Annotated in this window: 11 protein-coding genes; 6 read left to right on the forward strand and 5 right to left on the reverse strand. The window is 64.8% G+C overall.

Annotated features, from left to right (window positions below; translation table 11 throughout):
• Nucleotides 1-2 precede the first annotated feature (2 nt).
• The 4 genes from F7R19_RS05000 (at nt 3) to mtgA (ending at nt 4,881) form a co-directional block, all read left to right on the forward strand.
• Nucleotides 3-2,150, forward strand: coding sequence for a ribonuclease catalytic domain-containing protein (locus F7R19_RS05000; RefSeq protein ID WP_150979544.1), 2,148 nt, complete (start codon nt 3-5; stop codon nt 2,148-2,150).
• 130 nt (nt 2,151-2,280) lie between these two features.
• Nucleotides 2,281-3,210 (forward strand): energy transducer TonB family protein, encoded by a 930-nt coding sequence (locus F7R19_RS05005; RefSeq protein ID WP_150979545.1) that lies wholly within the window; start codon nt 2,281-2,283, stop codon nt 3,208-3,210.
• Entirely contained in the window at nt 3,210-4,103 is an 894-nt protein-coding gene (gene aroE / locus F7R19_RS05010; protein ID WP_150979546.1) for a shikimate dehydrogenase, read from the forward strand. The genes F7R19_RS05005 and aroE overlap by 1 nt, the downstream gene beginning before the upstream one ends.
• A 76-nt stretch (nt 4,104-4,179) precedes the next feature.
• Complete coding sequence (gene mtgA / locus F7R19_RS05015) at nt 4,180-4,881, forward strand: monofunctional biosynthetic peptidoglycan transglycosylase (RefSeq protein WP_150979671.1); 702 nt, start codon at nt 4,180-4,182, stop codon at nt 4,879-4,881.
• Between the two features lie 77 nt (nt 4,882-4,958).
• Here the strand turns inward: mtgA and corA are convergent, their stop codons facing one another.
• On the reverse strand, nt 4,959-5,921 hold the full coding sequence (corA, locus tag F7R19_RS05020; protein ID WP_061955410.1) for a magnesium/cobalt transporter CorA: 963 nt from the start codon (nt 5,919-5,921) through the stop codon (nt 4,959-4,961).
• A gap of 482 nt (nt 5,922-6,403) precedes the next feature.
• Nucleotides 6,404-7,288 (reverse strand): DMT family transporter, encoded by an 885-nt coding sequence (locus F7R19_RS05025; protein ID WP_150979547.1) that lies wholly within the window; start codon nt 7,286-7,288, stop codon nt 6,404-6,406.
• Between the two features lie 205 nt (nt 7,289-7,493).
• On the opposite strand from F7R19_RS05025, the gene pyrF reads away from it, so the two are divergent.
• Nucleotides 7,494-8,312 carry an orotidine-5'-phosphate decarboxylase gene (pyrF, locus tag F7R19_RS05030; protein ID WP_061955414.1) on the forward strand — a complete coding sequence of 273 codons (819 nt, stop codon included), beginning with the start codon at nt 7,494-7,496 and terminating at the stop codon, nt 8,310-8,312.
• Nucleotides 8,313-8,401: 89 nt separating this feature from the next.
• Here pyrF and F7R19_RS05035 read toward each other — a convergent pair whose 3' ends face one another.
• From F7R19_RS05035 to thiL, 3 genes are all read right to left on the reverse strand, one after another.
• Nucleotides 8,402-8,899, reverse strand: coding sequence for a CinA family protein (locus F7R19_RS05035; protein WP_061955416.1), 498 nt, complete (start codon nt 8,897-8,899; stop codon nt 8,402-8,404).
• A gap of 54 nt (nt 8,900-8,953) precedes the next feature.
• On the reverse strand, nt 8,954-9,526 hold the full coding sequence (locus F7R19_RS05040) for a phosphatidylglycerophosphatase A family protein (RefSeq protein ID WP_061955418.1): 573 nt from the start codon (nt 9,524-9,526) through the stop codon (nt 8,954-8,956).
• Between the two features lie 101 nt (nt 9,527-9,627).
• Nucleotides 9,628-10,608, reverse strand: coding sequence for a thiamine-phosphate kinase (gene thiL, locus F7R19_RS05045; protein ID WP_150979548.1), 981 nt, complete (start codon nt 10,606-10,608; stop codon nt 9,628-9,630).
• A 269-nt stretch (nt 10,609-10,877) separates the two neighbouring features.
• Here thiL and F7R19_RS05050 point away from each other — a divergent pair, with 269 nt between their 5' ends.
• Entirely contained in the window at nt 10,878-13,202 is a 2,325-nt protein-coding gene (locus tag F7R19_RS05050) for an NADP-dependent malic enzyme (protein WP_061955422.1), read from the forward strand.
• The last annotated feature ends 382 nt before the right edge of the window (nt 13,203-13,584 follow it).

A 13,584-nucleotide genomic window follows, 5' to 3' on the forward strand; every position in this document is an offset into this window, starting at 1 on the left:
CCATGCAGTTGCTGTTCGAAGAAGGCGGCGAAATTCGCGCCGGCACCGTCCTTTCCCAACAGGGCGAGGCTTACCAGGTGGAGTTGCCCGCGGGCAAGCGCACCAAGGTCAAGTCCAAGGACGTGCTGCTGCAGTTTGCCCAGCCGTCGGCAATCGAAATGGTGCGGCAAACCGGCGACCTGACCGCCGAGATCGATCTCGACTTCCTTTGGGAGTGCGCGCCGCCCGATGAATTCGGTTTTGCCGAACTGGCGGCCGAATACTATGGCGCGGATGCCGGCGCGGTGCAGCAGGCGGCGCTCGCCATGGCGCTGCATGGCAATCCGGTCTACTTCCGCCGCAAGGGCCGTGGGCGCTATCTGCGCGCGCCCGAGGACCAGCTCAAGGCCGCGCTGGCCGCGGTGGAGCGCAAGAAGCGGCAGTTGCAACTGCAGGGCGAGTACGAAGCGCAACTGAAGGCGCACAAGCTGCCCGAGGCATTCCGCGGCAAGGTCCTGCAATTGCTGTTCAAGCCAGACAAGAACAGTCTCGAATACAAGGCGATGGATGCCGCCTGCACGGCGCTGGGCATGACGCCGATGCGGCTGATGGTGGCCGTGGGCGGCGTGGAAAGCCCGCGCGCGCTGCACGAGGCCAAGTTCCTGGCTGACTGCTTTCCCAAGGGCACCGGCTTTGCCGATGTCGACGTGCCCGAGCCGTCCGCCGACCTGCCGGTGGCCGACGTGCAGGCGTTTTCGATCGACGATGTCACGACGACCGAAATCGACGATGCGCTGTCCGTGACGCGCACCGCCGACGGCAAGCTGCGCGTTGGCATCCATATTGCCGCGCCGGGGCTTGGCATCCGCCGCGGCGACGCGCTCGACGCCATCGCGCGCCAGCGGCTGTCCACGGTGTACTTCCCCGGCGACAAGATCACGATGCTGCCCGACAGCGTGGTGGATCGCTACACGCTGCAGGAAGGGCGCACCTGCCCGGCGCTGTCGCTGTACGTGACGATCGACCTGAATGGGCCGGATGGCGTGGCCGTACTTGGCAGCGAAACCCGGGCCGAACTGGTGCCGATCGCCGCCAACCTGCGCCACAACCTGCTCGAGGATGTGGTGACCGAAGCCGCGCTGGCCGCTGGCACGGGCGACTACCCGTTCCGCGACGAACTGACCGAGCTGTATCGGCTGGCCAATCATCTGCACGACGAGCGCCAGAAGGCGCGCCTGGCAAGCGGATTGCGCCCGGAAAGCCATAACCGCGCGGACTTCAATTTCTATATTGACGTGCTGGATGGCGGCGGCGAACGCGTGCGCATCGAGCAACGCCGCCGCGGATCGCCGCTGGACAAGATCGTGGCCGAGCTGATGATCCTGGCCAACAGCACCTGGGGCAAGCTGCTGGCGGACCACGGCGTGCCGGGCATCTATCGCACACAGAAAGCGTGGGGCATGCATCGCACGCGCATGCAGACCTATCCGGCGCCGCACGAGGGCCTGGGCGTGGCGCAGTATGCGTGGAGCACCTCGCCGCTGCGCCGCTACGTCGATCTGGTCAATCAATGGCAGATCCTGGCGGTGGCCCAGCACGGCGTCACGGCCAAGCTGGTTGCGCCGTTCAAGCCCAAGGACGCCGACCTGCTGGCCGCCGTGGCCGACTTCGAAGGCACCTATGCGGCCTATGCGGACCACCAGTCCACCATGGAACGCTACTGGTGCCTGCGCTGGATCAAGCAGGAAAACCGCAACAAGCTCATGGCCACGGTGCTCAAGGACGGCGCGGTGCGTTTTGCGGAGATTCCGCTGGTGACGCGTGTGCCGGAACTGGCGCAAGCTTCGCGCGGGACGCAGGTGTTGCTGGAGCTGGGCGCCACCGACGAGATTTCGCTCGAAGTGTCGTGCCGGGTGCTCGAAATCTTTGCCGGTGAAGGCGAATTGCCGGAAGAAGAACTCGAAGGCGACGCCGGCGACGAGGAAATGGCCGAAGTTTCCGCCGAGGCGGCCGCCGAAGCCGCGGCCGAGGACGTGGCAGAGCAAGCCGCCGAAGACGGGGCCGAAGGAGCGCCGCAAGCGCCATCCGCGGACGCCGTGGCGCCGTCCGGCGACGACGCGCCGGCCGATGCGTCGGCAGCGCGCGACACCGGGCCGGGCACCGCGCCCTGAAGCTTCGCCCAGGCTTCGGTAAACGGGGCGGCTCACTTACAATCGAACCCTGTTCCGGCCATCCCTCGCCCGAGGGGGCCGGTTTTCGATCGAGTTTCCCCGCCGACTTCCCTGGCCCGTCCATTCCATCGTGAACGCCGTACTTTCTGCTCCGCGCCACCCCCGTGACTGGTGGCAATCCAGCAGTACGCTGGCCAAGGCTTTGGTCCTGTCCGTGGTCGTTCACGCGGTGCTGCTGATGGTGCGGATCGCCGCGCCTGAAGTGTTCGAGATCAAGCGGTCCGATCCGCAACTCGATGTGGTGCTGGTGAACTCGAAGTCGGCTGAAAAGCCGCGCAATCCCACGGTGCTGGCGCAAGCCAATCTCGACGGCGGCGGCGACCACGACGCCCAGCGCGCCACCACGCCGCTGCCCGCGCAGACCGAGTCCAAGGATGGCGACCTGATTAAGCTGACACAGCGTCGCCTCGAACAGCTCGAAGAAGAGCAGCGCCGCCTGATGACGCAGTCGCGCGAGGCCGCGCAGTCGGTGCGCAGCCAGCCGCTCAAGCCGGGCGAGCAGCGCGCCGACGCGCCCACGCGCGGCCAGGACGAGCGCACTTCCACCGACGAGATGGCGCGGCTCGAAGCCGAGATCGGCCGGAACCTCGAACACTACGCCAAGCGTCCCAAGCGAATGCAACTGACGGCGACCAGCGCACAGGGCGTCGATTACGCGCAGTACTACGATCGCCTGCGCCGCAAGATCGAAGCGCGCGGCACCAGCGATTTCCCGCAGAAGAATGGCAAGCCGATCTACGGCCAGTTGATCCTGGTGATCAACGTGAATCGCCTGGGCAAGCTCGGTTACAACCGCGACGGCTACAACATCGAGAGCATCGACGTGGCAAAGAGTTCGGGTGACCCGGCGCTGGATCGCCAGGCCGTTGCCATCGTCCGCGCCGCCGCACCATTCGGCGTGTTCACGCCGGAGATGCAGTCCCGGCAGGACATCCTCGAAGTCATTTCCACTTTCAAGTTCACCCGCAGCGGGCTCGACGTCCGCCTGCAAGGCCGCTGATGACCGCAGAACAGAATTCCACGCCCGACACCACCATCGATCGCTACGTGGTGGTGGGCAATCCCGTGTCGCACAGCCGCTCGCCGGCCATCCACGCGGCGTTTTCGCGCCAGACCGGCGAGGCTGTCCAGTACGAGCGCCTGGAAGCGCCGCTCGACGCGTTCGCCGATACCGTGCGCCGTTTTCTGGCCGAGGGCGGCCATGGCTTCAATGTGACCACGCCGTTCAAGCTGGAAGCCTACGATCTGGCCGATCGGCTGACGCCGCGCGCCGAAGCGGCGGGCGCGGTCAATACGATGTGGATCGAGGATGGCCTGATCCACGGCGACAACACCGACGGCATCGGCCTGGTGCGCGATATCCAGGACAACCTCGACGTGCTGCTCGAAGGTAGGCGCATCCTGTTGCTTGGCGCGGGCGGCGCGGCGATGGGCGCGATGCTGCCGTTGATCGAATGTCGCCCGGCGCGCATCGTTGTAGCCAACCGCACCGCGCAAAAGGCCAGCGACATGGTCGAGCAGTTTGTCGAGGCGGCGGACCAGTACAACGTCGAGCTGTGGGCGGGCGGACTGGACGCGCTCGGTGCGCTATCCGACGACGAAGGCTGCGACGTCATCATCAATGCATCGGCCAGCAGCCTGCAGGGCGAACTTCCCCCTGTGCCGGACCATCTGCTGGGCGAGGGCGTGCTGGCGTACGACATGATGTACGGCGCGAAACCCACCGTGTTCCTGGCCTACGCGGCGAAGTGCGGCGCAACGACGTCCGACGGCCTGGGCATGCTGGTCGAACAGGCCGCCGAGGCGTTCTACAACTGGCGGGGCGTGCGACCGAACACGACGCCGGTGCTGGCCGAGCTGCGCGCGGCGCTGCAGGCCGAAGCGGCGCGCTGAGCGGCAGACCGCCTTGGCCCGTCAGCGCTCAGCGGCCGCCCGGGTGCCGGCCAGATCCTCGGGTGCAGCCAATCCGCTGCGCTGGATCGGCTATTTCGGCGAATGCCTGATCGTTGGCGTGCTGGCGATGCAGGTCTATTTCTTCCTGCAGATTGCAGCCTGGCAGTATCTGAATCCGTCTTCCACCTCGTTCCTGCGCGCCGAGCGCTGGCGGCTGTGCGGCTTCAATTTCTGGAGCTGTACGGTCGACCACAAGTGGGTGAGCTACGACGAGATGTCGCGCAATATCAAGCGCGCGGTCATTGCCAGCGAGGATGCCGATTTCGTCAATCACCCCGGCTACGAACTCGACGCGATGCTCGATGCCTGGGAGCGCAACAAGCAGCGCGGGCGCATCGTGCGCGGCGGGTCGACCATCACTCAGCAACTGGCCAAGAACCTGTTTCTTGCCTCGGAGCAATACTACGTGCGCAAGGGCCAGGAACTGGCCATCACATGGATGCTGGAATTCTGGCTCGACAAGCAGCGGATCTTCGAGATCTACCTGAATTCGGTGGAATGGGGAGAAGGCGTGTTTGGCGTCGAAGCCGCCGCGCAGCACTATTTCCACACGTCGGCCTCAAAGCTCACCGTTGGGCAGGCCGCGCGGCTGGCGGCGGCGCTGCCGGCGCCGAAGTGCTTCGACAAGAAACAGTACTGCGCCAACGTCCACGTCAACTTCCGGGCCAAGGCGTCGATCATCGCGCGGCGGATGGGCGCGGCGACGTTGCCCGACTGATTGCGCTCGCCCTGCCTGGGCAATCCCGTGTCCCGCGGCATGCGCAACCGTCGCGACGGGTTTGCCGACGCGCGCCACTAGCTGAGCCAGCCCTTCCTCTTGAAATACACCAGCGGGATCGCCGCCGAGACGGCCATCAGCGCGATGGCCCACGGGTAGCCGATGGCCCAGTCCAGTTCCGGCATCAGCTTGAAGTTCATGCCGTAGATGCTGGCGATCAGCGTAGGCGGCATCAGCGCCACCGACACCACCGAGAACAGCTTGATGATCTTGTTCTGGTTGATGTTGATAAAGCCGACCGTGGCGTCCATCAGGAAGTTGATCTTGTCGAACAGGAACGCAGTGTGGTTCTCGATCGAATCGATATCGCGCAAGATCTGCCGGGCTTCGTCCTGCTGCTCGGCGGACAGTAACTGGCTGCGCATCAGGAATGACACCGCGCGGCGCGTGTCCATGACGTTGCGACGGATGCGCCCGTTCAAGTCTTCCTCGCGCGCGATGGTTTCCAGCACGTCGGCCGCGGCGGCATCGGTCACGTTTTCGGCCAGCACCCGGCGGCTCGCTTCTTCCAGACGCTCGTAGATTTCCTCGATCGAATCGGCCGAGTATTCGGCGTCGGTCGCGTACAGATCCATCAGCACGTCCTTGGCGTTGCGCACCGATCCCGGACGCATCCGCGCGCGCAGCCGCACCAGGCGGAACACCGGCAGGTCTTCGTCGTGAATCGAAAACAGGACGTCGCGCGTGAGCACGAACGCCACGCGCACGTTGCGCGAGGCCTCGTCTTCGGCCAGCAGAAAATCCGTGCGGATGTGGATGTTCTCGTCTTCGCCTTCAAAATAACGCGCCGACGCTTCGAGGTCGCCAAGGTCCTCCAGCTCGGGCAGTACCACGTTGTACGCTTCCTTGATCCACGCGAGCTCCTCGTCATCGGGGCTTACCACGTCGATCCAGATGGGCTTGTGCTGCAGCAGCTCGTTGCGCTCGTCGACCTGCTCCTGGGCAAGCCGACCTTTCTGCAGGACGAACAGATTGATCATCCCTTGGATTCCTTGTTACTGATTGCGCGTTGTCGATGCATCGGAGACAGGCGCAGGCAAGGCTCGCCAGCGATGCGACCATGAGGCGGCCGGCAAGCGTGATCGCGCTGCGTACGGACGGCGCAAGTGCGCATCCGTTGCAAGACGATGACGTTTGCCTGTTGCCGATATCTGGCTGGCAAGCCGGGAGAGGGAAGATCCGAAGCGCGACACGGAGGCCGGACGGCCGCCGCAAGGGGAAACGGAAAGACACTCACCCGCAGTTGTCTGCGGGCAAGCACGGCGACGTGCGGGGCGATGGCCCCACGCGGATCGACGTTACGCAGCCCGCAGTGACATGGCATCCGACGATGTCGCGAATCTTTCGCGGCAACTCGAACACCCGATGCTACTGCCCACGTAATTTCTCCGGGATTCTGATGGCCGCGAGTGTAATCCAACGCGGGGGGGCTTGTTAAGCGAAATCTCTGCGCCGCTGTTGCTCACAGGCGCCGGCGCAGCAGCGGCGCCAGCATGACCGACGACAGCGCCGCGAACATCAGCACGATGGCTGCGTAATCCTGCCAATGCGGCGTTTCGCCAAGCAGCCACATGCCCGAAAACACGCCCACAACGGGGATGAACATGATCGACAGGCTCGACACCACCGGCGGCAGGCTGCGCGCCAGCGCGAACCACACGAGATGGCAGTACGCGAACACCACCACGGCGTTATAGGCGATCGCGCCCCATTCGACAGCGGTGGGCATGCGCCAGCCGGTTTCGAACAGCAGCGTGCCGAGCGCCAGAAACGGCAGCGTGATGGCCAGCATCCAGAACGTCAGCGCGCCAATCGAAACGTCGACCTGCGTACGCTTCATCAGTTGTGTGCCGAAGCCCCAGCCCGCCGCCGCCACCAGCATCAGCAGGGTGCCCGCCGGGCTGCCCGTCAGCGCGGCGATCTCGCCCGACAGCAGCAGTACGGTGCCGGTCAGCGCGCAGGCGATGCCGATCCATGCCGACAGCGCGATGCGCTCGCGAAAGATGACAAGGCCCCAGACCACGGCCCAGATCGGCATCGTGTAGCCAAGGATGGCGGCGCGGCCCGATGACAGCATCTTGACCGCGCAGATGGCGAACAGATGCCAGATCACCATGTTCGGAATCGCCAGCTTCACCACCGTCGGCCAAGCCTCGCGCGGCACGTGCAGGGAGTCGCCGCGCAGCTTCAGCGCCAGGCCCAGCGCCACCAGCCCGCCGGCCATGCAGAGCAGCCGGAAGCCCATCGCGGGAAAATGCGCGACGCCGATTTTCATGATCGGCCAGTTCAGGCCCCAGGCGACGGTCAGGATGACAAGCAGGATGAGACCGCGGCGGTCGAGTGTCATGGGACGGGCGACGTGGATGTCGCTCTTTTAAGCGGAAGCTGCAAACAATATCACGCCAACAGGTAGAATTGCCGCCAACGCCATATGCTGTACTGCAGGAATGTGCCTTCGCAGTCAGCCAACCAGCCGGCGTGCGCCCGCGTTATGCTGTCCATACACTCGTCGACAGCCGGGCCTCCGGCTCCCATCCGATACCGAGCATCCCATGACCTTCACCGAGCAGCTGTCCGCCGCGTGGCAGCGTAACGATTCCCTGCTATGCGTCGGGCTCGATCCGGACCCGGCCAAGCTGCCGTTGTCCATGACCGGCACGGGCGGCGCGATTTTCTCGTTCTGCCGCGAAATCGTCGACGCCACGGCCGATCTGGTCTGCGCGTTCAAGCCGCAGATCGCCTATTTCCATTCGCAGCGCGCCGAGGATCAGCTAGAGCAGCTGATCGAATATATCCACGACGCCCATCCCGGGATTCCCGTGATCCTGGACGCCAAGCGCGGCGATATCGGTTCCACCGCCGAACACTACGCCATCGAGGCGTTCGACCGGTACAAGGCCGACGCCGTCACCGTCAGTCCGTACATGGGTTTCGATTCGATGTCGCCGTATCTGGCGCATCCGGGCAAGGGCGTGATCGTGTTGTGCCGCACCTCGAATCCGGGCGGCTCGGACGTCCAGTTCCTGCAGGTCGACGGCAAGCCGTTGTACCAGGTGGTGGCCGAAGCGGCGCGTGAGCGCTGGAATACCAATGGCCAGATGGGCCTGGTGGTCGGCGCGACTTTCCCCAACGAGATCGCCAAGGTGCGCCAGATCGTCGGCGATATGCCGCTGCTGATTCCTGGCATCGGTGCGCAGGGCGGCGACATCGAGGCCACCGTGCGGGCCGGGCGCACCGCCGACGGCACCGGCATGATGATCAATTCGTCGCGCGCGATCCTGTACGCGAGCCGCGAGAAGGATTTCGCCACTGCGGCGCGCAATGTGGCGCTGCAGACGCGCGAGACGATCAACCGCTATCGCCACGGCTGAGCGGCCTTCAGGCGCTGCGGGCAACGGTCCGCGAGGACGGCCTGGCCGAATGGCCGGGCGAGCCTGTGGTCCGCTGAAGCGGGCTAGGCTTACTCCTCGTTGCGGATCAGCTCGATCAGTCCGCGCATCGCGTGTTCGGCCGCCTGGCGGCGGATTTGCGCGCGGTCGCCCTTGAAGCGCTGGGTCTCGGTGCGGGTGGTGATGCGGTTGCTCCAGCCAAAGCAGACCGTGCCGACCGGTTTTTCCGGTGTGCCGCCATTCGGTCCGGCAATGCCGGTAATCGACAGCGCCACCTGCGCGCGGCTGTTCAGCAGCGCGCCTTCCGCCATGGCATGTGCCACTTCCTCGCTGACCGCGCCGTGATCGCGTATCAGCTTGGCCGGTACGCCGATCATGGTCGTCTTGGCTTCGTTCGAATAGGTGACGAAGCCGCGCTCGAACCATCCCGACGATCCGGACACATCGGTGATCGCCGCGGCAACCAGTCCGCCGGTACACGATTCCGCGGTGGCGAGCATGAGCGAGCGCTCCGCGAGCACGGTTCCGGCCTGGATGGCAAGCTGGTCAAGCAGGCGGCTGACGGACATGGCGGCGTTTTCCTGAGTCTTGGGTGCGTGTTGGGCGTTCGGTCCGCTGTGCGCTCAGATCGAGCGCCACAGCGCGAAGACGAGCAGCGTGTAGAACGCCGCAAAGATATCGTCGAACATCACGCCGAAGGCACCCGTGACGCCGGGCCCCTTGAGCGTGCGGTCGTAATAGCGGATCGGCGCGGGTTTGACGATATCGAAGAAGCGGAACCACAGGAAGGCGGCGAGCTGGCCCCAGAAGCCGGTCGGCATGACAAACACCAGCACCAGCCAGAAGGCGACGATCTCATCCCACACCATGCCGCCGTGGTCGTCCACACCCATGTCGCGCGCGGTACGGCGACAGGCCCAGATGCCGGCCACGAACGCCGCGGCAATGATCCACAGCCAGGTGGTTGGCTCGATCCACATCGAGATCACGATGAACGACAGCCATCCATACAGCGTGCCGACGGTGCCGGGACTGACGGGCGAAAGCCCGGAGCCGAAGCCCAGTGCGACGAGGCGTGCGGGATGCCCGAACATGAAACGGGCGGTTGGCCGTGTGACCTTGACGGTCTGGCCGGCTTCCAGCGTGACGGGATTGACGGGGTCGCGCGGTGCGGCCCCGGGAGGGTAGGCGGACATCAAGGACTTGGCTCTGTCTATGTAGTTATGTCTGGCGCGCAAAGTGCGGCTCTCCCTGTTGCGCGCATGGCGGCATCATGACACGGGTAGGGCGCCGCGTGTCACGTTGCCGCGAAATGGTCGAACGACGTGCCGGTGAAGGTGACCGGGCTGCCGCTGGCATCGACCAGCCGCAGTCCGGCTTCCGCCGTGATCGCGCCGACACGAGTCAGCGGCAGGTCCAGCTGCCGGCTGATGGCGGCGATCGCTTCGCGCGCGCCAGCCGGCGCGGTAAAACACAGCTCGTAATCGTCGCCGCCGGCCAGCACGCACTGGCGCTGAAGATCGAGCGGCTGCGCTGACAGCACCGCGGAACGGGGCAGGGAGTCCACATCGACGATGGCGCCGACCGACGAGCGTGCGAGGATGTGTCCCAGATCCCCCACCAGTCCGTCGGACACATCGAGCGCCGCATGGGCCACGCCGCGCAAGGCCAGTCCCAATGCCACGCGCGGCGTCGGGGAATCCATGCGCGGCCGGATCAGCGTGAAATCGGGCTCGGGCAGCAGCCATTCGCCGCGGCAGTCGCCAAGCGCCAGGCGCGCGTCGCCGAGCGTGCCCGACACCCACAGGTCGTCGCCGGGCCGGGCCGCGTCGCGACGCAAGGCCTGACGCGGCGGTACGTCGCCGAACACGGTGATCGACAGCGTCAACGGGCCTTTGGTGGTATCTCCGCCGATCAGCTCGCATCCGTGGTCGTCGGCCAGCGCCAGCAGACCGGCGGCAAACGGTTCGAGCCACGCCGGGTCGGCTTCCGGCAGCGCCAGCGCCAGCGTGAAGGCGCGCGGTTCGGCGCCCATCGCAGCCAGGTCCGACAGGTTGACCGCCAACGCCTTGTGCCCCAGCGCCCGTGGCGCAACGTCCGGGAAGAAATGTCGACCGCTCACCAGCATGTCGGTGCTGATGGCCAACTGGTGACCGGGACGCGCGTCGATCAGCGCGCAGTCGTCGCCCACGCCGAGGGCGGCCTTGCGGACCGGGCGCGTGAAAAATCGGCGAATCAGGTCGAATTCGGAAAGCGATGCGGGCGAGGGATCTGGCATTGGGCGTTGAGTAACCCGGGAGGCAAGCGCTGATGAAGGCCAGCGCGGATTCAGTGGACATACCGGCTGGTCAAGCCCATCGGCATGCGGCATATTGTACCGAAACGCAAAGGTGCCCCGCGCAAAACGCTTATTGTGAAATAGTATTTCACAATATAAAATGCGCAATTCCAAAGCGCCTACAAGCGGAGACAGCGGGTTCGTGGAGCCGGCCCGTACTCGTCGCAAAGCGTTATTCAGTGCGGCTCCACCGATCGGAAGATGCGCAGATGACAAGCCCTCAGCAGTCCCCGTCCCAAGACGATCTGAAACAACAGCAGCGTGAGGCGCTGCGCAAGGCCGCACTCGAATATCACGAGTTTCCGACCCCCGGCAAGATTTCCGTCACTCCCACCAAGCCGCTGTCCAACCAGCGCGATCTGGCGCTGGCCTATTCGCCGGGCGTGGCCGCCGCGTGCGAGGAAATCGTTGCCGACCAGGCCAATTCGTTCCGCTACACCGCGCGCGGCAACCTGGTTGGCGTGATCACCAACGGCACGGCCGTGCTGGGCCTGGGCGACATCGGCGCCGCGGCGTCCAAGCCGGTGATGGAAGGCAAGGCCGGCCTGTTCAAGAAATTTGCCGGTATCGACGTCTTCGACATCGAAATCGACGAGAAAGACCCGGAAAAGCTGGTCGAAATCATCGCGTCGCTGGAACCCACCTTCGGCGGCATCAACCTGGAAGACATCAAGGCGCCGGAATGCTTCTACGTGGAGCGCAAGCTGCGCGAGCGCATGAAGATCCCCGTCTTCCACGATGACCAGCACGGCACCGCGATCGTTGTCGGCGCCGCCGTGATCAATGGCCTGAAAGTGGTTGGCAAGGACATCTCCAAGGTCAAGCTGGTGGCCTCGGGCGCTGGCGCCGCCGCGCTGGCCTGCCTGGACCTGCTGGTCGACATGGGCCTGCCGATCGAAAACATCTGGGTGACCGACCTGGCCGGCGTGGTCTACGAGGGCCGTACCGAGCTGATGGACCCGGAAAAGGCGCGCTTCTCGCAAAAGACCGACAAGCGCAAGCTGGCCGAAGTCATCGACAACGCCGACATCTTCCTGGGCCTGTCCGCCGCCGGCGTGCTCAAGCCTGAGATGGTGCAGAAGATGGCCGACAAGCCGCTGGTGCTGGCGCTGGCCAATCCCAACCCGGAAATCATGCCGGAACTGGTCAAGGAAATCCGCCCGGATGCCGTGATGGCGACCGGTCGTACCGACTACCCGAACCAGGTCAACAACGTCCTCTGCTTCCCGTTCATTTTCCGTGGCGCACTCGATTGCGGCGCCACCACGATCACGCGTGAAATGGAAATCGCCGCCGCCAATGCGGTAGCGGAACTGGCGCGCCAGGAACAGAGCGATATCGTGGCGTCGGCCTACGGCATCCAGGACCTGTCTTTCGGACCGGAATACCTGATCCCGAAGCCGTTCGATCCGCGCCTGATCGTCAAGATCGCGCCGGCCGTGGCAGAGGCCGCCGCGAAGTCGGGCGTGGCTTCGCGTCCGATCGAGGACATGGACGCCTATCGCCTGCAACTGCAGCAGTTCGTCTACCACTCGGGCACGCTGATGAAGCCGATCTACGCGGCTGCGCGCAAGGTGGAGATGGAAAAGAAGCGCATCGTCTTCGCCGAAGGCGAGGAAGAGCGCGTGTTGCGCGCGGTACAGGTGATCGTCGACGAAAAGCTGGCCAACCCGATCCTGATCGGCCGTCCGGCTGTGCTCTCGCACCGCATCGAGCGCTTCGGCCTGCGCCTGCGCATGGGCGTCGATTTCACGGTGGTCAATCCCGAGCACGACGAGCGTTTCCGCGACTATTCGGATGCCTACTACCGCATGATGGCTCGCGAAGGCATCACGCAGCAGTACGCCAAGCTGGAAATGCGCCGCCGCACCACGCTGATCGGCGCGATGCTGCTCAAGAAGGGCGAGGCGGACGGCATGATCTGCGGTACGGTCAGCACCACCGCGGCGCATCTGCGCTACATCGACCAGGTGCTGGGCGGCACCAACAAGGTCTATGCGGCGATGAACGGCCTGGTGTTGCCAGGTCGCCAGATCTTCCTGGTCGATACGCACGTCAATGTCGATCCGACTGCCGATGAACTGGCCGAGATCACGATCATGGCCGCCGAGGAACTGAAGCGTTTCGGCATCGAGCCCAAGGTTGGCCTGCTGTCGCATTCGAACTTCGGCACGTCCGAGGCGCCGTCGGCGCGCAAGATGCGCGACACGCTGAAGATCCTGCGCGAGCGCGCGCCTGACCTCGAAGTCGACGGCGAAATGCATGGCGACAGCGCGCTCGATGAAAAGCTGCGCGATTCGCTGGTGCCCGATGGCGCGCTCAAGGGCGAAGCCAACCTGCTGGTGTGCCCGAACATCGACGCGGCCAATATCTCGTACAACCTGCTCAAGGTGGCGGCGGGCAACAACGTCGCGATCGGCCCGATCCTGCTCGGCGTGAAGGCGCCGGTGCACATTCTGACGCCGTCCGCGACGGTGCGCCGTATCGTCAACATGACCGCTTTGGTCGTGGTGGACGCCGCGGCCAAGTGTTGAGTGCAGGGATTCGGACGCCTCTTTAGGTTTTCCGGGACAAGTGCCGTAAAAGCCGGGTTCGCCCGGCTTTTTTCATACCCGCGTCAGCGTGGCGCATGCGAGGTTAGTATGCGCACACATATCAATAACATATTGAAACAATTGAGAAAATCGCGCTGGCAAAAGTGCGGGGATTGATTAATGGTGGACATGCGCGTAACCTTACGCCCTTGAATGCAGACGCTCGCATCCGCGGGAGTCTGAGCCCGCAGAGGGTTGCGAGCACAGTCGCCAACGGGCCGGAATGGCTTGCCAATTACTTCTTAGCCAGTCTTTTTCGATAACGTGGGTCCCCGGTATTTCCCGAGCCAGCCGCAGCGGCAGTCAATTTGGCAGTCCCTGA

The organism is Cupriavidus pauculus, from assembly GCF_008801835.1.
GTDB classification, from domain to species: Bacteria; Pseudomonadota; Gammaproteobacteria; order Burkholderiales; family Burkholderiaceae; genus Cupriavidus; species Cupriavidus pauculus.

Excerpts from the sequence above, each read along its gene's own strand:
- F7R19_RS05000 (WP_150979544.1), top strand. The coding sequence starts at position 3 with ATGCAGTTGCTGTTCGAAGAAGGCGGCGAAATTCGCGCCGGCACCGTC.
- aroE (WP_150979546.1), top strand. The coding sequence starts at position 3,210 with ATGACCGCAGAACAGAATTCCACGCCCGACACCACCATCGATCGCTAC.
- corA (WP_061955410.1), bottom strand. The coding sequence starts at position 5,921 with ATGATCAATCTGTTCGTCCTGCAGAAAGGTCGGCTTGCCCAGGAGCAG.
- F7R19_RS05025 (WP_150979547.1), bottom strand. The coding sequence starts at position 7,288 with ATGACACTCGACCGCCGCGGTCTCATCCTGCTTGTCATCCTGACCGTC.
- pyrF (WP_061955414.1), top strand. The coding sequence starts at position 7,494 with ATGACCTTCACCGAGCAGCTGTCCGCCGCGTGGCAGCGTAACGATTCC.
- F7R19_RS05035 (WP_061955416.1), bottom strand. The coding sequence starts at position 8,899 with ATGTCCGTCAGCCGCCTGCTTGACCAGCTTGCCATCCAGGCCGGAACC.
- F7R19_RS05040 (WP_061955418.1), bottom strand. The coding sequence starts at position 9,526 with ATGTCCGCCTACCCTCCCGGGGCCGCACCGCGCGACCCCGTCAATCCC.
- thiL (WP_150979548.1), bottom strand. The coding sequence starts at position 10,608 with ATGCCAGATCCCTCGCCCGCATCGCTTTCCGAATTCGACCTGATTCGC.
- F7R19_RS05050 (WP_061955422.1), top strand. The coding sequence starts at position 10,878 with ATGACAAGCCCTCAGCAGTCCCCGTCCCAAGACGATCTGAAACAACAG.